The sequence below is a fragment of the Mucilaginibacter sp. Mucisp86 genome (genome assembly GCF_047324315.1).
In the GTDB taxonomy this organism is placed as follows: Bacteria; Bacteroidota; Bacteroidia; order Sphingobacteriales; family Sphingobacteriaceae; genus Mucilaginibacter.
Genome location: NZ_CP168503.1, coordinates 857967 through 879331, shown reverse-complemented (window position 1 = coordinate 879331; position 21365 = coordinate 857967). Strand labels below are relative to the sequence as shown.

General features: G+C 45.3%; 15 protein-coding genes. 14 read left to right on the top strand and 1 reads right to left on the bottom strand.

Translation table 11 applies throughout. The features are described from left to right. The first annotated feature begins 1 nt into the window (after nucleotide 1). From ACEN9X_RS03550 to ACEN9X_RS03520, 7 genes are read left to right on the top strand one after another with little or no spacing between them, the layout of a single operon-like run. The gene (locus ACEN9X_RS03550; protein ID WP_413669105.1) at nucleotides 2-769 is read left to right on the top strand and encodes a rhamnogalacturonan acetylesterase; all 768 of its coding nucleotides are present in this window, start codon (nucleotides 2-4) and stop codon (nucleotides 767-769) included. Between the two features lie 13 nt (nucleotides 770-782). Then, nucleotides 783-1592, top strand: coding sequence for a rhamnogalacturonan acetylesterase (locus tag ACEN9X_RS03545; protein WP_413669104.1), 810 nt, complete (start codon nucleotides 783-785; stop codon nucleotides 1590-1592). A gap of 16 nt (nucleotides 1593-1608) precedes the next feature. After that, nucleotides 1609-2682: a glycoside hydrolase family protein gene (locus ACEN9X_RS03540; RefSeq protein ID WP_413669103.1), complete on the top strand. Its 1074-nt coding sequence runs from the start codon at nucleotides 1609-1611 to the stop codon at nucleotides 2680-2682. 10 nt (nucleotides 2683-2692) lie between these two features. Further along, entirely contained in the window at nucleotides 2693-4834 is a 2142-nt protein-coding gene (locus ACEN9X_RS03535) for a hypothetical protein (RefSeq protein ID WP_413669102.1), read from the top strand. Between the two features lie 46 nt (nucleotides 4835-4880). Continuing rightward, nucleotides 4881-6026, top strand: a complete 1146-nt coding sequence (locus tag ACEN9X_RS03530) for a glycoside hydrolase family 88 protein (protein ID WP_413669101.1) — start codon at nucleotides 4881-4883, stop codon at nucleotides 6024-6026. After that, nucleotides 6026-8497: a glycoside hydrolase family 31 protein gene (locus tag ACEN9X_RS03525; RefSeq protein WP_413669100.1), complete on the top strand. Its 2472-nt coding sequence runs from the start codon at nucleotides 6026-6028 to the stop codon at nucleotides 8495-8497. Before ACEN9X_RS03530 ends, ACEN9X_RS03525 begins: the two co-directional genes overlap by 1 nt. A 20-nt stretch (nucleotides 8498-8517) precedes the next feature. Further along, nucleotides 8518-10125 (top strand): arylsulfatase, encoded by a 1608-nt coding sequence (locus tag ACEN9X_RS03520; RefSeq protein WP_413669099.1) that lies wholly within the window; start codon nucleotides 8518-8520, stop codon nucleotides 10123-10125. Nucleotide 10126: 1 nt separating this feature from the next. On the opposite strand, the gene ACEN9X_RS03515 is transcribed toward ACEN9X_RS03520, so the two are convergent. After that, a complete protein-coding gene (locus tag ACEN9X_RS03515) occupies nucleotides 10127-10456 on the bottom strand; it encodes a hypothetical protein (protein ID WP_413669098.1) in 330 nt (109 codons plus the stop codon). 264 nt (nucleotides 10457-10720) lie between these two features. On the opposite strand from ACEN9X_RS03515, the gene ACEN9X_RS03510 reads away from it, so the two are divergent. From ACEN9X_RS03510 to ACEN9X_RS03480, 7 genes are all read left to right on the top strand, one after another. Beyond that, on the top strand, nucleotides 10721-12376 hold the full coding sequence (locus ACEN9X_RS03510; RefSeq protein WP_413669097.1) for a glycoside hydrolase family 28 protein: 1656 nt from the start codon (nucleotides 10721-10723) through the stop codon (nucleotides 12374-12376). Next, on the top strand, nucleotides 12376-13368 hold the full coding sequence (locus ACEN9X_RS03505) for a pectinesterase family protein (RefSeq protein WP_413669096.1): 993 nt from the start codon (nucleotides 12376-12378) through the stop codon (nucleotides 13366-13368). Before ACEN9X_RS03510 ends, ACEN9X_RS03505 begins: the two co-directional genes overlap by 1 nt. 5 nt (nucleotides 13369-13373) lie before the next feature. Next, complete coding sequence (locus ACEN9X_RS03500; RefSeq protein WP_413669095.1) at nucleotides 13374-15275, top strand: glycoside hydrolase family 88 protein; 1902 nt, start codon at nucleotides 13374-13376, stop codon at nucleotides 15273-15275. A gap of 24 nt (nucleotides 15276-15299) precedes the next feature. Beyond that, a complete protein-coding gene (locus ACEN9X_RS03495; RefSeq protein ID WP_413669094.1) occupies nucleotides 15300-16793 on the top strand; it encodes a tagaturonate reductase in 1494 nt (497 codons plus the stop codon). A gap of 12 nt (nucleotides 16794-16805) precedes the next feature. Beyond that, a complete protein-coding gene (locus tag ACEN9X_RS03490; protein ID WP_413669093.1) occupies nucleotides 16806-18458 on the top strand; it encodes a UxaA family hydrolase in 1653 nt (550 codons plus the stop codon). Nucleotides 18459-18597: 139 nt separating this feature from the next. Beyond that, entirely contained in the window at nucleotides 18598-19611 is a 1014-nt protein-coding gene (locus tag ACEN9X_RS03485; protein ID WP_413669092.1) for a zinc-binding alcohol dehydrogenase family protein, read from the top strand. Nucleotides 19612-19739: 128 nt separating this feature from the next. Then, entirely contained in the window at nucleotides 19740-21290 is a 1551-nt protein-coding gene (locus ACEN9X_RS03480; RefSeq protein ID WP_413669091.1) for an MGH1-like glycoside hydrolase domain-containing protein, read from the top strand. The last annotated feature ends 75 nt before the right edge of the window (nucleotides 21291-21365 follow it).

Sequence of the window (21365 nt, the reverse complement as noted above, 5' to 3'; positions counted from 1 at the left end):
TATGAAAGCATTAAAACCGGTTTTAGCTTTATTAATAATAGCCTTTGCAGGCCTGGCTTTTATAAATCAGCAAAAGCCAACTATTTATTTGATAGGCGACTCAACTACGCATAACAGCGATATGGAAACATGGGGCTGGGGAAGCATTATCCCCTACTATTTTGACCTCTCAAAGATCAATATTGAAAACCATGCCATGGCCGGTCGCAGCACCCGCACGTTTATAAAGGAAGGCAGGTGGAACAAGGTTGATTCGCTTTTAAAGCCGGGGGATTACGTAATGATGGTATTTGGTCATAATGAAGGCAGTAAACCTGATACCACCAAAGCAGGGTACCGTGGGGTATTAAAGGGTACCAGTAACGAAACTGTGGAGCTTACCTGGCCTAACGGCACTAAAGAAACCGTGCATACCTATGGTTGGTATTTCCGCAAATTTATCAGGGATACCAAAGCTAAAGGGGCGACCCCTATCGTACTTTCCATGATTCCCCGGAATGAATTTCGTGATGGCAAAGTTATCCGGGCCAATGATGATTACGGGAAATGGGCGCAGGAAATAGCACTGCAGGAAGGCGTTATGTTCATCGATATGAACCGTATAACGGCCGATAAATATGATAAATGGGGAGCTGATTCGGTTAAAAAGTTCTTCCCCGGAGATCATACCCATACCAATAAAATGGGCGCTACCGTGAATGCCGAATCGGTAGTTGACGGCATTAAAGCTGATCCTGCAAATCCCCTGAATAAATATCTTAAAAACTAATTTTTAGGTTGCTATGAAAAAAATGATGCGTACACATGCTGGTTTAGGCTTATTGTTGATGCTGGTTATACTGTTATCTTCTTTTATGCTGATGAAACCGGCAGATAAACCAACTTTTTACCTGATAGGCGATTCAACTGTAAAAAATGGCAAAGGCAAGGGCGATGGCGGTTTATGGGGATGGGGAAATTATATCGCCCCATATTTTGATACCACAAAAATTGCGGTTGAAAATGATGCGCTTGGCGGTACCAGCAGCCGCACCTTTCAAACCATGGGTTTGTGGGATAAAGTGTTGGTGAAAATCAAACCCGGCGATTTTGTGATCATGCAGTTTGGGCATAACGACGCCGGTGCGCTGGATGATACGGCCCGCGCCCGTGGAACTATAAAAGGCATTGGCGATGAACAGCAGGAAATATATAACCCGATCAGGAAAGTAAAAGAGGTGGTACATACCTACGGTTGGTATATGCGCAAGTTTGTTGCGGATATTAAGGTAAAGGGCGCAACTCCGATCATCTGCTCGCCGATACCGCGTAATGTTTGGAAAGATGGCAAATCAGCAGGGCGCAATAATGAAAACAGTTACGGGCAATGGGCGCGTGAGTTGGGCGAACAAACCGGGACTTTTTTTATCGACCTAAACAAACTGATTGCCGATGATTATGACCAGGAGGGCGAGGCAAAGGTAAAATCAACCTATTTCGGCACTGATGCCACACATACGCTTGAGCGGGGTGCACAGCTAAATGCCAAATTTGTTATCCAGGGTATCCGGTCATATAATCAACTGGGGCTCAATAAATATCTAAAGCAATAGTTCAATAAATGTTCAAATGATGAAAAGAAGAGATTTTATTGAACGGTTAAGCATTGCTTCGGCGATGGCATTATTGCCTGATTTAACTTTCGGTAATGCAAAAGATCACGTTTCTGCTTTTGCCAAAAAACTAAAGCCTGTTGGCCGCGTGTTGGAAATGGACGGTTATTATGTATGGTGTAACAGCCCGATTGAGGGCCCGGATGGCCGCATCCACGTGTTTTTTTCAAGATGGATTGCTTCAAAAAAAATGGGCGGATGGATCAATGGATCCGAAATATGCCATGCTGTGGCCGATACGCCGGAAAGCGAGTTTAAGTTTCTGGGAACCATTCTTGCTCCGCGCGGTCCCGGTTATTGGGATGCCACCACCTGCCATAATCCATCTATAAAAAAGGTAGACGGTAAATATTGCCTGTTCTTTATGGGTAATTCTAACGGTAAAACTAATACCAAACGGATAGGCTTGGCCACTGCCGATTCTTTGGATGGCCCCTGGACACGCCCGGATGAACCGTTGCTTTTACCAGGCTCCGAAGGGGCATGGGACGATCATTGCACTACCAACCCCGCATTTATTAAACATCCCAACGGGCAATACTGGCTGTTTTATAAATCATGGAATACCAAAGAATATGAAACCTCAACCGACCCATTGGTAAAGGGTAACCGTAAATACGGGTTAGCCATTTCCGATAAACTGGGGGGGCCTTATATCAAATATGACGGCAACCCGGTGATAGATTTTTCGGGGCGGGGAAACAACGCCCAACTGGAAGACGCTTTTGTTTGGTTGGATAAAGGCCGCTTTAAAATGCTGGCCCGGGATATGGGGGTTTTTAATCACCAATATGGTTTGTACATGGAATCAAAGACCGGCAAAAAATGGAGCGAACCGGAGATAGGTTATTTTAACGCCGAATATTATCATATTGATCAACCGCCACCCCCAAAATACCTGAACAAATACGGCCGGTTTGAAAGGCCTCAGCTCTTATTTCAAAATGGAAAGCCAACCTACATGTTCACTACCTCGCAGGGTGGTAAATACATGACGGCATCGCCATTTATATTTAAAATAGAATCATAACGCCCTCAACATGAAAAAAATACTGCCTGTATATTTTGCATTTTTTACTGTTGTTTGGCCTGTTGTAGTAAGGGCGCAAAATAAGATAGACCGTAAGGCTTTGGTGCAAAGGCACAATGTAATCAATAAAGGTACCGACACGCTGTCTTCCCTGTCTGTTGGCAATGGTCGTTTTGCTTTTACGGTTGATGCTACGGGTTTGCAAACCTTTCCAGAGCATTATGATAAAGGCATTCCGCTGGGCACACAGTCTGAATGGGGCTGGCACAGCTTTAAAGATACCGCAGGCTATAAGTTTGATGAAACATTAAAAACCTATAGGCTCAATGGCCGTGATGTAAGCTATTCGGTGCAATGGAACCAGCCCGGGCGTAACAGGAATGCTGCTAACTGGTTCAGAGAAAATGTACATCGCCTGCAATTGGGGAATCTTGGTTTCACCTTGTTACATAAAGATGGAAGCGGGGCGCAAATAAGTGACATCCAAAATATCAGGCAGGAACTTAATTTGTGGACAGGTGCTATTACCAGCTCTTTCACTTTTGATGGCGAGCCGGTAAAAGTCCAAACCTACGCACATCAGGGTAAGGACCTGATAGCGGTGAAAGTACAGTCGCCGTTGTTGGCCCTGGGCAGGCTTAAAGTGAGGTTACGTTTCCCTTTCCCCACTAATCAGTTTGCTGATTATGGCGATAACTGGAAAGATCCGCAAAAGCATTATTCGGCAGTTGTTAGTTCTGGTGTAGGCCAGGCTACCATCATTCATCGTTTAGATACCAATCAATATTTTGTACGCCTTGCCTGGAATGGCGCTGCATCGGTTAAGAATACAGGAGCCCATCAGTTTGTGCTATCGCCTCAAGGTAAAACTGATGAACTGACATTTACCTGTTTGTTTGCTTCGCAGAAAACCGCGGCGCCTTTACCTGGTTTTGCTCAAACGCAAACAAACAGTATACAGCAATGGAAAGCGTTTTGGCAAGGTGGCGGCGCGGTTGATTTCAGCGGCAGTACCGATCCCCGGGCAAAGGAATTGGAACGCAGGGTGGTGCTGTCGCAATATCTCACCAAAATACAATGCTCAGGTCACCAGCCTCCACAGGAAACAGGTTTAACTTATAATAGCTGGTATGGTAAGCCGCACTTGGAAATGCACTGGTGGCATGGGATCCATTTTGCGTTATGGGGCCGGGAGCAATTGCTCGAAAATAGTTTGGGCTGGTACCAGCATGTAAAAGCCAATGCAAGGGCCATTGCTAAAAGGCAGGGATATGACGGTGTCCGCTGGCAAAAAATGACCGACCCGGATGGCAACGAAAGTCCATCATCGGTAGGGGCATTCCTGATTTGGCAGCAACCGCACTTTATTTATTTTGCCGAACTGGATTATCGTGCGCATCCAAACAAGCAAACCCTGGATAAGTATAAAGACCTTGTACTGGCCGACGCGGATTTTATGGCCTCGTTCCCAACTTATGATAAGGAGCATGACCGCTATAATTTAGGCAAGGGTATTATCCTGGCACAGGAACGTTATAAACCCGAAGAAACATACAACCCAACTTACGAGCTGCAATACTGGCGCTGGGCTTTAAATACCGCCCAGTTGTGGCGCAAACGCCTGGGCTTGCAGCCGGATAATAAATATGCCATCATCCTGAAAAAGCTTGCTGCCTTACCTCAAAAAGATGGCGTTTACCTGGCTGCGGAAAGTTCGCCCGATGCATATACCAATCCTAAATTAAAAACGGATCATCCGGCGGTTTTAGCTGCTTATGGCATGCTGCCCTATAATGCTCAACTGGACACTGCGGTAATGAAGAAAACCTTTAACCTGGTTTGGGATGTATGGGACTGGAAGGATACCTGGGGCTGGGATTTCCCGATGACCGCCATGACCGCAGCCCGTTTAAATATGCCCGAAAAAGCCATCGATGCTTTATTTATGCCCATAAAAACCAACACCTACTTAGCCAATGGCCACAACTACCAGGACGGGCGATTGCGGATGTACCTGCCGGGCAATGGCGGCTTACTGGCCGCTGTAGCCATGATGTGTGCCGGCTGGGATGGCTCGACCATTACCAATCCTGGTTTTCCTAAAAATGGAAAATGGAAGGTAAGATGGGAGGGGCTTAAAAAAATGCCATAATAATGAGTATATATTTTGTGAACGCGATCTGATAAAAATCTACAATATGAATCAATTATTTATAAGGATAAAAACGGTATTGTGCGCCGGTGCCATCATAGCAATGGCGGGTAGTGTTAATGCGCAACAACCGGTAAAAAGTAAGGTATTGGCCGATATGGCCCTCGCCAACAATTATTTTATGCAGAAATGGCCTGATCCGGGAGCTTCTGTTACTGTAAAGGGAACAACCCGTACCAGTAATTTATGGACGAGGGCTGTTTATTACGAAGGGCTGATGGCGATGTACAAGATCGACCCGCAGAAAAAGTACTATGACTACGCGATTGACTGGGGCGAGAAACACCAATGGAGCCCTCGTGGTGCTGTTGATACCCGCAATGCGGATAATCAATGCTGCGGACAAACCTATATCGATCTTTACCTCATAGATAAAAAGCCCGAGCGTATTGAAAAAATTAAGCAGAGTATCGACCTGATGGTGAACAGCGAAAAAAAGGATGACTGGAATTGGATTGATGCGCTGCAAATGGCCATGCCGGTATATGCAAGGCTTGGCGAAATATACAATGACAATAAGTATTATGAAAAGATGTTCGACATCTACAACTACTCTAAAACTGTTCACGGCGGCAAAGGGTTGTATAATACCTCCGACCATCTTTGGTGGCGTGATAAAGATTTTGTTCCTCCTTACAAGGAACCTAACGGCGCAGATTGCTACTGGTCGCGCGGTAATGGTTGGGTAGTGGCCGCTATGCTGCGTGTATTGGAAGTGATGCCTAAAAATGCGCCTCATCGCAATGAGTATTTATCGGTGTATAAAGAAATGATTGAGGCACTGGTGCCTTTGCAGCGTACGGATGGCTATTGGAACGTGAGCCTGAAAGATTCGACCAATTTCGGCGGGAAGGAACTGTCGGGTACGGCCCTGTTTACTTATGGCATTGCCTGGGGTATTAATCATGGCATCCTGAAAAAGAAAACTTATTTGCCCATAGTTATCAAAGCGTGGAACGCCATGGCAAAAGAGTGCCTGCACCCGGATGGTATGCTCGGCTTTGTACAGGGAACCGGTAAGGAGCCTAAAGATGGCCAGCCTGTTGGTTATAACAATGTACCCGATTTTGAAGATTATGGTTTGGGCTGTTTCCTGTTGGCCGGTAGCGAAGTTTATAAACTGAGTAAGTAATGAAGAAGATATCTCTGTTTCTGGCCTTTATTTTATTAGTTGTGGTGAATGCCTTCGCCCAGACGGGTATCGGCAGCAATAAGTCCGGCTATAAAAAACAAGGCAATACATTGTATTTTAACAATGCCAATGGCGATGTTAAAATTGAATTTTGTTCACCTTCCATGTTCCGCGTAAGGGCCAGCTGGAGCCGTAAATTTGCACCCGATGAGCATTTAATGCAGGAGAATTATAACTGGCCTGCCGTTGATTATAAGGTGAGTGACGGACAGTCGGCATACATTATTCAAACCTCTGCATTGTTCATTACGGTCCTTAAATCACCATTTATTATCAATGTAGCTGATAGTAAGGGCGTGATGTTATCATCAGAATATGTACCGAACAGCAAGCAGAACGGCGGCTTGCATCATATGGGTGATACGGTAATGTGCACTAAAGATCTCTTGCCCGATGAGCATTTCTTTGGCTTTGGTGAGCGCATGGATTTTACCGATCAGCGCAATAAGCTGGTAAAACTCAATGTAGGCAGGGGGAAAAGCAAAAACAATTTGCTTGGCGCCTATAATATCAATGAGGCTAATTATTGCCCGGTGCCATTTTTTATGAGCACTAAGGGGTACGGCATCTACCTGCATAATTCATCGGCTACCGAATGGGATATGGGCAGTAAAACCGATGATGAATACAGTTTTAAAGCAAATGATGGCGAATTGGATTACTACTTTATTTATGGCCCAACATTTCCGGCTATTTTAAACAGTTACTTAACTATTACCGGCAAATCGCCTTTGTTGCCAGGGTTCGCTTTTGGCTTACATATGGGTACTTATAGCGGCGGTACCTGGGGACATGAGGAACTTACCTCGGATAGGTACGTAATTGAACTTGCCCGTAAAATGCGTGAAATGGGGATCCCTGTTGATATTCTCTTCCTTGATTCTACCTGGCGGCTGTTTGGTAAAAACGGGGGCAAAGGAGCAACAACCTTTGAATGGCGCGAAACATTTAAGGACCCCAAAGCGATGTTTGATAGCTTGTATGCCATGAACTTTAAAATGGTTGGGCTGCATATCCGTCCACGGTTTGATAACGCCAAAAACCTGAACCTGCTTGACCAGGCACAGGCCAAAGGTTTTACGTACCCAGAAAACGGCAAACCGGGTGAGTTTGTAAACTTTTTTGATCAGCAGGCTGCAAACTGGTGGTGGGATAATGGCGTTATGAAAGTTGCCTCCATCGGTGCTAAATTCCTGAAAACGGACGAGGGTAGTGCATTTGGCTCATTAGCCAATGAAAGTGAAAAAGTTGGGCCTACAGGTAAGGAAATAACCCAACTGCATAATGTATTCCCTATTGCGTATGCTAAAGCGCCATATTTGAAATTTCAGGAATATAATGGCATTCGCGGCTTAAATCAAACCCGTGAGGGTTATTCCGGTATCCAGCGGTATCCCTTCATTTTTGCGGGTGACTGGCCAAGTGAATGGCAATATTTTGCACCTGTTATAAAAGCCGGGTTAAATATCGGTTTATCAGGTGTTGGCTATTGGGCGCATTGTATGGGTGGTTTTGAACATGCTGCTGATCCTGAATTATATATGCGCTGGGTACAGTTTGGGATGTTCAGCCCGGTTGCCATGGTATTTGGTATGGATCACCCAGGCTATAAAGAACCCTGGAACTATGGGGCCGAGGCTTTAGCCAACTTTAAAAAATATGACGACCTCCGTTACAGATTGATCCCCTACATTTATAGCAACGCATATACGCAATATCAAACAGGCATGCCGCTTATGCGCGCCTTAGTATTGGAATACCAGGATGACCCTAATACTTATAACATCGCCGACCAATACCTGTTTGGCGATAACATGATGGTTTGCCCGGTAGCTGTAAAAGGCGCACAAACACGTACGATATACTTGCCCCGCGGAACCTGGTTTGATTACTGGACCGGTGAAAAATATACCGGGAAGCAGTACATACATATATTAACTCCGGCCGATCATTTGCCCATTTTTGTAAAAGCAGGCAGTATCATCCCGATGCAGCCCGCCATGAAATATATGGATGAAAAACCGGTAGATGTGATCACGCTGGATGTATTTCCGGGTCAGGCATCCGAATTTAAATTGTATGAAGACGATGGTGTCAGCTTAAAATATCAAAAGGGGGATAAGGCGATCACTCAAATTATGATGGCAAATGTTGCCGGTGGATGGGAGTTGCAGATCAAAAAGCCTGTGGGTAACTTTATCCCGGCACCGCATACCTATTTGGCAAAAATACACTGGCCTCATGATCAGGAACCATCTTTGATCACCGAAAATAATCAAGCATTGAAAGCAGCTGACAGTGCTGATGCATTAGCTACAACGGCTGGCTGGTATTATGATAAAACAACTCATTTGCTTTGGATAAAAACATCGCATAACAACAGTGAGGATATTACGCTTAGTGTTAAATAGATCACGTTTATAACTTTCCTATGAAAAAGTTACTCAGTATAATTTTTGTTTTTGCTATAGTAAATAGTCCAGTATTTGCTCAGCATAAGGCTACAGCAAAACGGCCAAACATTATTATCATCCTGGCCGACGATATGGGCTATTCAGATATTGGCTGTTTCGGATCCGAAACCCAAACGCCAAATCTCGACGCCATGGCCAAAGGCGGTTTACGGATGACCCAGTTTTATAATGCATCGCGCTGTTGCCCAACCCGGGCGTCATTGCTCACCGGGCTTTATCAGCACCAGGCGGGCGTCGGCGATATGGTAAACCACCGTGATGTGCCCGCTTACCAGGGCTACCTGAACCAAAATTGCGTAACCATAGCCGAGGCGCTTAAACAAGGTGGTTATAATACGTTAATGGCTGGCAAATGGCATGTGGGTACAGATCCCTCGCACTGGCCGGTTAAACGCGGGTTTGATCATTATTTTGGTTTGATAGATGGTGCAAGCAGTTATTTTAATCCAACTATGCCTTATCGCCCTAACCAAAAACTTACCATTGCTTTAGATGATAAGGAGTATACACCCGGGCCAAACTGGTATTCAACCAACGCCTATGCCGATTATGCCATTAAGTTTATTGAGGGTAATAAAAGTACCAATAAGCCATTCTTTTTGTATATGGCCTTTACCAGTCCGCACTGGCCAATCCAGGCCCTGCCCGAAGATATTGCCAAATACAAAGGCAAGTACCTGGCAGGATGGGATAAGCTCAGACAGCAACGGCTGGAACGCCAAAAACAGTTGGGGATCATCAGCAAAGATGAAAAACTCTCGCCCAGGGATAAGAGCGTGCCTGAATGGGATAGCCTTAGCCCGGAAGAAAAGGAACAGTTTGATACCAAAATGGCCGTATACGCCGCGATGGTCGACCGGATGGATCAGAATATAGGCCGGATCAGGAAAAAACTTAAAGAACTGGGTGAGGATAAAAATACAGTGATCATGTTTCTGTCAGATAATGGTGCCAGTAATGAAACCATTACAGGGCCGGGCTTTACTCCCGAAGTATTGGCTGCAAACGGGAAGCCTGCAAGCGATCCAACATCTTTTACATCATACGGGTCATTAGGGGCTAATGTAAGCGATACCCCTTTTCGCTTATTTAAGCACTGGGAATATGAGGGAGGCACAGCCACACCTTTTATAGCTTATTACCCGGATGTTATTAAGCCGGGTTCTATTGTCAGTAAGCCCGCTCATATTATTGACCTGATGGCAACCTGCCTTGACCTTGCCGGGGCAACTTATCCTAAAGTTTATCATGGCAATAGCATTCCGCCAACGGAAGGTATAAGCCTTGTTCCGGTATTTAAGGGGCAAAGCTGGAAAGGACATAACGGATTGTTTTTTGAGCACGAAGGTAACCGTGCTGTAAGGCAAGGCGACTGGAAACTGGTATCGCAACGCCCAGAAAATAAATGGGAGCTTTACAATATCAGCACCGACCGCTCCGAATTAAATGACCTGAGTGCCCAATACCCTCAAAAAGTAGCCGAGCTTGAAGCAATGTATAATGCCTGGGCAGCCCGTGCAGGCGTTGTTGAGTTTGATAAATTACCAAAATCAAAAGGCGAATAATTTAATAAGGGGGTAAGCAAAAGAAGGTGTCGATGCTAACTATACCAAGTTCAAAGAGAATGCTTTTTCGCAGCAGATCAGCTTCGGGTGAAAGTGGGCAGAACGATGGTGGGCATGTGTGATGGAAGGGGCATAGCAAGTTTTTGCAGAAGGGTAGGAAAAGTGGGTGCGAAGCGGGGCAAAATAATTGCAGCCCGTGGTTCTGCCCGGTTTGCAGGGCAAAGGCCTTGAGCGCAAAGAAGCCTTTCTGCTGCAAGCCTTTTTGGTTACTTTTTTGGCTAAAAAAGTAACTGGCCCCCGCGCGGCCAAGAGCGCGACGATGTAAGTTCATAGAGCAAAGATCGTTACCTGCCAGTATTGGACTGCTTTTGAAGGCAATGATGTGGGGAGGACTTCATTTTGATACTGATTTAAAATAGAACCCGAGTGCGGCTTTTAAGTTGTTTAGAAATTTACGCAAACGTTTCTGGGAACGTTTGCGCGGTTTTAGTTGGACAAATCCTTTTTTTTATTGCTGTCAGCCTTTAATCTTGTTTAGGATTTAAGGGTCCTTCACCAATTATAAGGCGATAAATAGCTGTTTTAAAATAGAAACATGTCGGTAATAAAAATAAGGTTTGGGGTAGCGATTCTGCTTTTGGCGGGTTGTTTTACATCGCGGGCGCAGGTTCGGCAGTATTCCTGGCAGCATTTGCCGCAGGTAAGCAAGCCCTCGTTCAAAAAAGATACTATTAACATTTTAAAATACGGTGCCAAAGCCGATGGAATTACATTAAACACTACATGCATTAATAAAGCGATAGCTGCTTGCAGCGCGAAGGGTGGAGGGGTAGTGCTTATTCCACAGGGATTGTGGTTAACTGGTCCGCTGGTGATGAAAAGCAATGTGAACCTGCATGTGAGCCGTGCGGCGTTGCTTCAGTTTACCGATGATAAAAGCCAGTATAAACTGGTTGAAGGCAATTATGAAGGTCATGCTGCGGTACGTAATGAATCGCCTATATCAGGTACCGATCTTACCAATATAGCCATTACCGGCGAAGGGATCATTGATGGCCATGGTGAAGTTTGGCGGGCGATAAGCAAAGAAAGGCTTACCGAAGCCGAATGGAAAAAACTGGTAGCATCGGGCGGTGTAGTGAGCGAAAACGGCAAGTCCTGGTACCCGTCTGAAAGTTATGTCAGCGGACTAAAAACTCCGGGAGCCGGTGTGATAGGCAATGGCAAAACCCTCAAGGATAATGAACCTTTCAAAGATTTTTTCCGGCCGAATATGTTGGTGCTTACCAATTGTAAAAAGGTATTGCTGCAGGGTGTTACGCTGCAAAATTCGCCTGCCTGGGATATCCATACTTTATTATGCGAAGACCTTACGGTACAGAATGCAAGGGTTAGAAACCCCTGGAATGCGCAGAATGGTGATGGTATCGATGTAGAGTCGTGCAGGAATGTGTTAATAGAGGGCAGTACTTTTGATGCCGGCGATGATGGCATCTGCATTAAATCGGGCAGGGACGAGGAGGGTCGTAAACGTGGCAAGCCAACCGAAAATGTTATCGTGAGGGATAACGTGGTTTACCGTGCCCATGGTGGTTTTGTGATCGGTAGTGAAATGTCGGGCGGGGCGCGTAATATTTTCGTGTCTAACTGTACGTTCATCGGTACGGATATCGGTCTGCGTTTTAAAACCACACGGGGCAGGGGCGGTGTTGTTGAAAATATCTTCATCAAAAACATCAGTATGAGGGATATTGCCCATGAGGCCATTCTTTTTGATATGTACTATGGCGGCAAATCGCCCGGCGAAGATGATAATGTAAATGATCAGGCTGTTGTGCCCGTGACCGAAGCTACGCCTTCATTCCGCAAATTCTATGTTGATAACGTGGTATGTAACGGTGCCGAAAAGGCGCTCATGATCAGAGGACTGCCCGAGATGGGGATTAAAGATATCCATATTGAAAACAGCACTTTCAAAACTGTTAAAGGCGCGGATGTAATAGAGGCGCAGGGTGTTTTCTTAAAGAATATTCACCTCGAAAGTAAAGAAACCAGCCCGCTTATCAATGTTCAAAACAGCAACAACATTACGTTCAATCATATTACCTATGGCGGTACGCAGCTGTTGTTTAAGATCAGCGGTAAAAAATCGCAGCAAATAAAATTGCTGAATACAGATGCCTCAAAGGCGAAAAACAAAGTTGAGTTTGGTTCAGGTGCGGCAGAAAATGCATTAACCGGTTTAAAATAATGAAGAAGGTCGCGGTGTTGATATGGATCGTTTTTGTACCGGCACTACTGCTGGCGCAGGCGGTTGTATACCCAAAGCGTTTTACCGTGGCCCAGGATGGCAGCGGTGATTTTAAAACTATTCAGCAGGCTGTAAATGCCGTTCGCGATCTGTCTCAACAAAAGGTTAGCATCTACATAAAAGCAGGTGTTTACCAGGAAAAACTGGTGATCCCATCCTGGAAATGTAATATCGAGCTCATTGGAGAGGATCAAAATAAAACCATTATAACCAACAGCGATTTTTCGGGCAAACCGAACCCTCAGGGAAAGGATGCCTTCGGAAAAGGCGAGTTTACAACTTACACTTCCTATACGGTTTTGGTGCAGGGAAATGATTTTACTGCCCGTAACTTAACTATAGCAAACGCAGCAGGCCCGGTAGGGCAGGCAGTAGCTTTACATGCAGAGGGCGACAGGTGCGCCGTGATCAATTGCCGTTTGCTGGGCAACCAGGATACGCTGTATGCCGGTACCGAAAACAGTCGCCAGTTTTATAAGGATTGCTACATTGAAGGAACTACAGATTTTATCTTCGGCGAAGCTACAGCGGTTTTCCAGAACTGTGTCATCAAAAGCCTCAAAAACTCATTTATAACTGCTCCGGCTACCACGCTCCGGCAGCAGTTTGGCTTTGTTTTTTTGGATTGTAAACTGATACCCGCAGATACTTCTGTTAACAAAGTTTTCCTGGGCAGGCCATGGCGACCGTATGCCAGATCAGTTTTTATCAATACCACAATGGATAAGCACATTTATGCCATTGGATGGGACAACTGGCGTAACCCCGAAAACGAAAAGACCTCCTTTTTTGCCGAATACAAAAGCCAAGGTGTTGATATAAGTAAACGTGCGCCATGGTCGCACCAGCTGACTGAAGCCGAAGTGAAGAAATATACTTTGAATAACATTCTTGCCGGGAATGATCACTGGGATGTAACGCAGATAAAATGAGCTGTATGAAGAAAATATTATTGTTGAGCGTATTCCTGTTTGCGGGTTGGGGGCTTAAGGCGCAAACGCTGCCCTGGTCGCAGCGAATGGCTAATACCGCTATTCATATCTGGAAGGATTCGCTGCCGGGTACTAACTGGTCGTACGATCAGGGCATTGTTTTACAGGGCTTGCAAAGCGTTTGGCAGCAATCGGCCAAGAGCGAATATTTTAGTTATATCCAAAAATCAATGGACAGGTATGTGGGGGCAGATGGAAGCATTCGAACCTACAAAGCCAAAGATTACACGCTGGATAATATCCTTTCAGGGCGAAGTCTATTATTTCTGAACCAGGTATCCGGTACCGGAAAATATTATAAAGCGGCTTCCTTACTGCGCAAACAATTGGACGAACAACCCAAAACACCCGAAGGTGGTTTCTGGCATAAAAAAAGATATGCTAACCAAATGTGGCTGGATGGCCTGTACATGGCCGAGCCTTTTTATGCCGAATATGCTTCCGTTTACCATGAAGATGCAGACTTTGACCAGATAGCAGATCAGTTTATCCGGATGGAGCAACATGCACGCGATAGCAAAACGGGTTTGCTGTACCATGCCTGGGATCAAAGCAAAAAGGAACGCTGGGCTAACCCTCAAACTGGTCTGTCGGCAAGTTTATGGGCCCGTGCCGATGGCTGGTATGCTATGGCATTGATTGATGTATTGCCATATTTTCCTGCTAACCATCCTAAGCGCGCCGCGCTATTGGCCATTTTAAACCGCCTTGCTGAAGCGATACAAGGCAGCCAGGATTCGGGTTCGGGTTTATGGTACCAGGTACTTGACAGGGGCGGCAAGAAAGGTAATTACCTGGAAGCATCGGCATCGTGTATGTTTGTTTATACGCTGGCCAAGGGAGTAAGGGAAGGCTATCTGCCTCAAAAATATTTGCCGGTAGCGCAAAAAGCTTATGATGGCATTATCAAAAATTTCATCGAAACTGATGCTGATGGACAGGTAAACATTAAAGGCACTGCAGGAGCTGTAGGTGTTGGCGGCGAACCATATCGCGATGGCAGTTACGAGTACTACACCGGTGTGAAAACTGTCGTTAACGAAACCAAAGGTGTTGGTTCATTTATGCTGGCCAGCGTAGAGATGGAGCGTTTAGCCAATCAGAATTTAGGCAAAGGCAAAATTGTACTTTTAGACAGCTATTTTAATAACGAGCATCATTATGATGTTACGGGTAAAAGTATCCCGTTCCATTACAAATGGGAGGAGCAGGATAACAACGGTTTTTCATTTTTAGGGCAGATCTTTAACAATTACGGTTTGCACACCAAAACTTTAAATGAAGCGCCGGATGCAGAGAACCTCAAAAAGGCAGCAGCTTATGTTATTGTTGATCCCGATATCCCGAAGGAAAATCCTGATGCTAAATATATTGAAGAGCCACATATCACGGCCATCAGTAACTGGGTAAAAAATGGTGGTGTACTGGTTGTTTTAAATAACGATACGGGCAACGCCGAGTTTGTGCACCTGAACAAACTGATGGCGAAATTTGGGATCAGCTTTAACCTGAATAGTGTTAACCGGGTGGTTGGGCGCAACTTTGAGCAGGGTACAATTAATATCCCGCAGGATAATGCCATCTTTAAAACGGCTCGCAAAGTTTACATCAAAGAGTTGAGTACCCTACAGCTAACAAATCCGGCGGTTGCGCAATTAGTTAACGGTAAGGACGTCATTGTAGCTACAGCCAAATATGGTAAAGGCACCGTGTTTGCCGTTGGCGATCCCTGGTTTTATAATGAATATACAGATGGCCGCAAACTGCCTCCTGATTATGATAATTTTAAAGCAGCCAACGACCTTGTGAGCTGGCTGGTAAAACAAATTCCTCAAACAAAAAAATAATAACCTATTACAAATAAAAAGAACATGATATTATCAAGATATAACCTCAACAAAACAACTGTACCGGCAAATGAATTGCCTCCTGCTAATGTATTTGACTTGCCTGAGAAGGTGCTGCAATTTGGCACCGGCGTGTTATTGCGCGGCCTGCCCGATTACTTTATTGATAAGGCTAACCGCGCCGGCATTTTCAATGGCAGGGTAGCTGTTGTTAAATCTACCGACAGAGGTTCAACTACTGATTTTGATATGCAGGATGGTTTGTATACCATTTATTCAAAAGGAATTGAAGATGGCATGGAAGTTAACGAACAGGTGATCTGTTCAGCGATCAGTCGCGTGCTTTCCGCATCAAGTGAGTGGGAAGAGATTTTGGAGATAGCCCGGAGCAAGGATTTACAGGTAGTGATCTCCAATACAACCGAAGTCGGCATTCAACTGGTTAAGGAAGATGTGCGTAAACATCCGCCGGCATCATTCCCCGGCAAATTGCTGGCTATTTTATATGAGCGTTACAAGGCCTTTAACGGCAGACCAGATACCGGGCTGGTGATCATCCCAACCGAGCTGATCATCGATAACGGTAAAAAACTGGAATCCATTGTATTGGAACTTGCTCATCTGAATAAACTGGAACCTGCCTTTATGGACTGGCTGGAAAGCAGCAATAGCTTCTGCAATTCGCTGGTGGACAGGATTGTGCCCGGCAGGCCAGATCAACAGTTGAGCGATGCCATGGAAGCCGAACGTGGTTATACCGATAACCTCAACATCATGTCTGAAACTTATAGTCTCTGGGCTATCCAGGGCGACGAAAAAATAGCCGAAGTATTATCTTTTGCCCAGTCAGATAATGGCGTGGTGATCACGCCGGATATTGAACTATTCAGGGAGCTGAAACTAAGGTTGCTTAATGGTACGCACACGTTGAGCTGCGCGGTAGCCTATCTTTCAGGTTTTAAAACGGTTAAGGAAGCCATGGATGATGTACATTTTACAAAGTTCATTACCCAACTGATGTTTACCGAGATCATGCCATCCATCCCTTATCAAATTGATGAAGATGTAGCCCGCGACTTTGGCAATAAGGTACTCGACAGGTTCCGTAACCCAAACATCAGGCACGAGTGGTTGAGCATTTCGGTACAGTACGCTACTAAAATTAAAATGCGGGTTATTCCGTTATTATTAAACTACTATAAACAAAACAATAAGGCACCGCAGATGATGGCCCTTGGTTTTGCGGCATTTATCCGCTTTATGCAAATCACGGAAACAGCTGAAGGCAAGTATACCGGAACAGCACATTCGGATAGTTATTCGATAACTGATGACCAGGCGCCTGCTTTGGGCAAAGCATGGAACGGAGCTGATGCAGAAGCGGCTATTGTAGCTATCCTTAAAAATAAAAGCCTTTGGGATGTTGATTTAACAACTTTACCCGGCTTTACTGAAGCAGTAACAGAACAGTTTAAGTTTATAAACGAACAGGGAAAACTGGAAATAAGCGCTATTTAAACAGGAAGAAAGATGAAACAGAATATATTAAAAGTACACCCTGCCGATAACGTGCTTGTAGCCCTTACAGATTTGCAGGCCAATGAGCAGGTTACTTATAAAGGTGATACTTATATAGTAAAAGAACTGATCCCGGCCAAACACAAATTTGTTATAGCGGATATCCCCGAGGGCGGCGAGATCATCATGTATGGTGTACTGGTAGGCAAAGCGCAAAGCCCGATACCGGTGGGTGGTTTGATAAGCACAGCCAACGTAAAGCACGCTGCTAACAGTTTTTTAACAGGCCAAAGCCATACAGATTGGCACAAGCCTGATATCAGTAAATGGGAAGATAAAACCTTCAACGGCTATCACCGCGAAGATGGTAGCGTAGGCACTGCTAATTACTGGCTGGTTGTGCCCATGGTGTTTTGTGAAAACCGCAACATTGAGGTATTGCAGGAAGCATTGGTAAAACCTTTGGGTTACGGCCGCAAAAAAACATACGAGATCAAGGCACAGGAACTGATTGGCAAAATAAAAGCAGGTGCCCAAATAGATGAGGTTTTATATACCGAAATAGGCAGCGATACTGCTCAAAATGCCGGCAGCAAACTTTTTCCAAACGTTGATGGCATTAAGTTTTTAACCCATACAGGCGGCTGTGGTGGTACCCGCCAGGATTCAACTGCGCTTTGCGGTTTGCTGGCCGGGTATATTACGCATCCTAACGTTGCGGGGGCAACAGTTTTAAGTTTAGGTTGTCAGAACGCCGAAGTTAAAACTTTACAGGAGGAGATCAACAAACGCTCGCCCCAGTTTAACAAACCTTTGTATATTTTAGATCAGCAAAAAACAGGTAAAGAAGCCGATTTGATGGAGCAGGGCATCAGGCAAACGCTGGCAGGTTTAATGCAAGCTAACCAATACACCCGTAAACCGGCCCCTTTAAGCAAATTGACTATTGGGTTGGAATGTGGCGGCTCTGATGGCTTCTCGGGCATCTCTGCAAATCCGGCTATCGGTTACACTTCAGATCTGCTCGTTGCTATGGGTGGTTCGGTTATTTTGGCCGAGTTCCCGGAGCTTTGCGGTGTGGAGCAAAACCTGATAGACCGTTGTGTAGACAAATCTAAAGCAGATCGCTTTGCCGACCTGGTACGCACCTACAGTCAGCGCGCCGAAGAAGCCGGTTCGGGTTTTTACATGAACCCATCGCCGGGCAATATTAAAGATGGTTTGATCACTGATGCTATCAAATCTGCCGGGGCTGCAAAAAAAGGTGGTACATCGCCGGTGGCGGACGTACTCGATTATCCCGAAAGAGTGACAAAGCCGGGCCTTAACCTGCTGTGTACCCCGGGTAACGACGTAGAATCAACTACGGCCGAAGTAGGCTCAGGTGCCAACATCGTATTATTTACTACCGGCCTGGGAACGCCGACCGGAAACCCGATAGCCCCGGTTGTGAAAATTGCCACCAATACTGCATTATTTAACCGAATGAGCGATATTATCGATATAAACACCGGTACTATCGTTGAAGGCGATGAAACCATTGAACAGGCTGGCGAACGCATCCTGGATTATGTAGTAAAAGTTGCAAGCGGAGAGATCGAAGTCCATGCGGTACGCCACGGACAGGATGATTTTATCCCGTGGAAAAGAGGGGTTTCGCTTTAATCATACATTCCCCGTGTTCGTGTCCCCACGAACACCCGTAGACAGGTAGAATGAAAAGAATGAACATTAATGGGGAATTGTAAAAAGACAACATGTTTCCGTGAGGACACGGAAACGGGGAAAACATGACGAAAAACTAATGAAAATACTAACCTGTACCACACCCGGTCAATTGGAATACGGCACTGCCGATATTCCTCAATTAAAACCGGGTTATTCGCTGCTCAAAATAAAACGCATAGGCATTTGCGGTACCGATCTGCATGCCTTTGAAGGTACCCAGCCCTTTTTTAGCTATCCAAGAATTTTAGGCCATGAGCTTGCAGCCGAACTGGTTGAAGCCGGCGATGCCGAAGGTTTTCAAAAGGGTGAAGCCGTTACCTTTATCCCGTATTTCAATTGCGGGCATTGTATCGCCTGTCGCTCCGGAAAACCAAATTGCTGTGTAAATATCCAGGTTTGCGGCGTGCATACGGATGGCGGCATGGCCGAATACCTGCAGGTTCCGTCACACTTACTGGTTCATGGTGAGGGACTAAGTTTTGATGAGCTGGCATTGGTTGAGCCCCTGGCTATCGGTGCCCATGGTGTGCGGCGAGCCGACGTAAAGCCGGACGAATTTGTACTGGTCATAGGCGCGGGACCTATCGGTTTAGGCATTATGGAATTTGCCTGCATTGCCGGAGCAAAAGTTATAGCTGCCGACGTAAACGAGCAACGCCTTAATTTTTGCCGCGAAAACCTGAAGGTTGATCACACCATCAACGTAAAAAATGAAGACGTAACCGAACGCTTGAAAGAGATCACCAATAGCGACATGCCAACTGTGATTATCGATGCTACCGGCAATCAAAAAGCCATCAACGGGGCGTTCCTGTATTTGGCGCATGGCGGCAGGTATGTGCTGGTTGGCTTGCAGCGGGATGAGATCATTGTAAGTCACCCCGAATTTCATAGACGCGAATCTACCTTAATGAGCAGTCGCAATGCTACCCGTGAGGATTTTGAGCATGTGAGCCGCTCCATGAAAAGCGGACTGGTAAACCCGCAAACGTATATCACCCACCGGGTAACTTTTGACGAAGTAAAAGATCAGTTTGAAAGTTGGCTTAACCCGGCCAATGGAGTTATAAAAGCAATTGTGGAGGTATAGGAGGCTGTTTAATGAGTGTAGAGACGCATAATTGCGTCTCACGCTTGCAATTTACGGTAGCTGAGACGCTTGTGAAATCGGCTTGTCCTCCGGGAGACGCAATTATACGTTTCTACAAAATATTTTGAATGATGATAAAAAGGGCATTTTTGATCAGTTTGTTTTTTTGTGTAGCAGGCAGTGTTTTCGCCCAGCAAAAGCATATATTGGGTTTTGAAAAGCTGAAAACTTATGTTGAAAGCTTTAATAAAGCCGATACCGAAACGGTTAAAAATTACATCACTAATGACCATGCCTATGAATGGCTTGCCAAAAATGTCCCTTTGTTTGAGTGCCCGGATTCGGCCATTCAAAAGATCTATTATTACCGTTGGTGGACCTTCAGGAAACACCTGAAACAAACACCAGACGGTTTCATCTTTACAGAATTTATAACCCCGGTTAGTTTCACCGGTGTATATAACAGTTCAAGCAGTGCCCTTGGTCACCAGGTGTATGAGGGGCGCTGGTTGCGCGATCCGCAATACATCAACCAGTATATCAATTTTTGGCTGTATGTTGATCCTAAACAGAAGAAGCCGCACCTGCATGCTTTCAGCAGTTGGATTGATGACGCAGTGTATAATTATTACCTCGTAAACCTTAATGAAAAGTTTGTTGAACAGGCCCTGCCTTTGCTCAACACCGATTATCATGTATGGGAAACGGAAAAGCAGTTATCTTCTAAATTATTCTGGCAGTTTGATGTGCGCGACGCCATGGAGGAAAGTATCAGCGGGGGACGCAAAGTCAAAAATATCCGGCCTACCATTAACAGCTATATGTACGGCAATGCCGTAGCCCTATCAAAAATGGCAGCTTTAACCGGCAATGATTCGCTAAAAACAAAATATATCCAGAAAGCAATTGAACTGAAAAAACTGGTACAGGATAGTCTATGGAATGATAGCGCTTCCTTTTTTGAAGTGCGCAAACCCGACGGTAATTTTGCCGGTGCCCGCGAGGAGTTAGGATTTATCCCCTGGTATTTTAACCTGCCCGATGATAAGCCGGCATACGCCAAACAGTGGGATCAGCTAACCGACACTAAAGGTTTTAACGCGCCCTGGGGTATTACCACAGCCGAGCGCAGGCACCCCTTGTTCCGTACCCATGGTACCGGGCATGGCTGCGAGTGGGACGGAGCGGTATGGCCTTTTGCTACTACGCAAACCTTAAAGGGACTGGCCAACCTGCTTACTGCTTATCAAAATAAAGGCACTATGACACCGGGTGTTTTTTATAATGAACTGCATAAATACGCCCTTTCGCACATCAAAAGGGGGCAACCTTATTTAGGTGAATACCAAGATGAAAAAACTGGCTACTGGCTTAAAGGCGATAACCCAAGGAGTAGCTACTACAATCATTCGGGTTTTTGTGATCTGGTCATTAACGATCTTGTGGGTTTAAAACCTCGTGAAGATAATGTACTGGAAATCTTCCCACTTATCCCTCACAACCAATGGAAATGGTTTGCACTGGATAATGTACTTTATCATGGGCATACCATCAGTGTGGTTTGGGATAAAACCGGCACAAAATATCACAAAGGCAAAGGGTTCATCATTTATGCCGATGGTAAGGTGATTTCCCGAAGCACTCAGCTAAAACATGTACTGGTAAAACTTCCGGCTTAATCCTGACTCATTTTCTCTCTTTTATTGGCTTGGTGGCTTTAATGATGATAATATCGTATAGTAGATAGAGAAAAT

Coding starts and splice junctions, on each gene's coding strand:
- ACEN9X_RS03550 (WP_413669105.1), top strand. CDS start 2: ATGAAAGCATTAAAACCGGTTTTAGCTTTATTAATAATAGCCTTTGCA.
- ACEN9X_RS03545 (WP_413669104.1), top strand. CDS start 783: ATGAAAAAAATGATGCGTACACATGCTGGTTTAGGCTTATTGTTGATG.
- ACEN9X_RS03540 (WP_413669103.1), top strand. CDS start 1,609: ATGATGAAAAGAAGAGATTTTATTGAACGGTTAAGCATTGCTTCGGCG.
- ACEN9X_RS03535 (WP_413669102.1), top strand. CDS start 2,693: ATGAAAAAAATACTGCCTGTATATTTTGCATTTTTTACTGTTGTTTGG.
- ACEN9X_RS03530 (WP_413669101.1), top strand. CDS start 4,881: ATGAATCAATTATTTATAAGGATAAAAACGGTATTGTGCGCCGGTGCC.
- ACEN9X_RS03525 (WP_413669100.1), top strand. CDS start 6,026: ATGAAGAAGATATCTCTGTTTCTGGCCTTTATTTTATTAGTTGTGGTG.
- ACEN9X_RS03520 (WP_413669099.1), top strand. CDS start 8,518: ATGAAAAAGTTACTCAGTATAATTTTTGTTTTTGCTATAGTAAATAGT.
- ACEN9X_RS03515 (WP_413669098.1), bottom strand. CDS start 10,456: ATGAACTTACATCGTCGCGCTCTTGGCCGCGCGGGGGCCAGTTACTTT.
- ACEN9X_RS03510 (WP_413669097.1), top strand. CDS start 10,721: ATGTCGGTAATAAAAATAAGGTTTGGGGTAGCGATTCTGCTTTTGGCG.
- ACEN9X_RS03505 (WP_413669096.1), top strand. CDS start 12,376: ATGAAGAAGGTCGCGGTGTTGATATGGATCGTTTTTGTACCGGCACTA.
- ACEN9X_RS03500 (WP_413669095.1), top strand. CDS start 13,374: ATGAAGAAAATATTATTGTTGAGCGTATTCCTGTTTGCGGGTTGGGGG.
- ACEN9X_RS03495 (WP_413669094.1), top strand. CDS start 15,300: ATGATATTATCAAGATATAACCTCAACAAAACAACTGTACCGGCAAAT.
- ACEN9X_RS03490 (WP_413669093.1), top strand. CDS start 16,806: ATGAAACAGAATATATTAAAAGTACACCCTGCCGATAACGTGCTTGTA.
- ACEN9X_RS03485 (WP_413669092.1), top strand. CDS start 18,598: ATGAAAATACTAACCTGTACCACACCCGGTCAATTGGAATACGGCACT.
- ACEN9X_RS03480 (WP_413669091.1), top strand. CDS start 19,740: ATGATGATAAAAAGGGCATTTTTGATCAGTTTGTTTTTTTGTGTAGCA.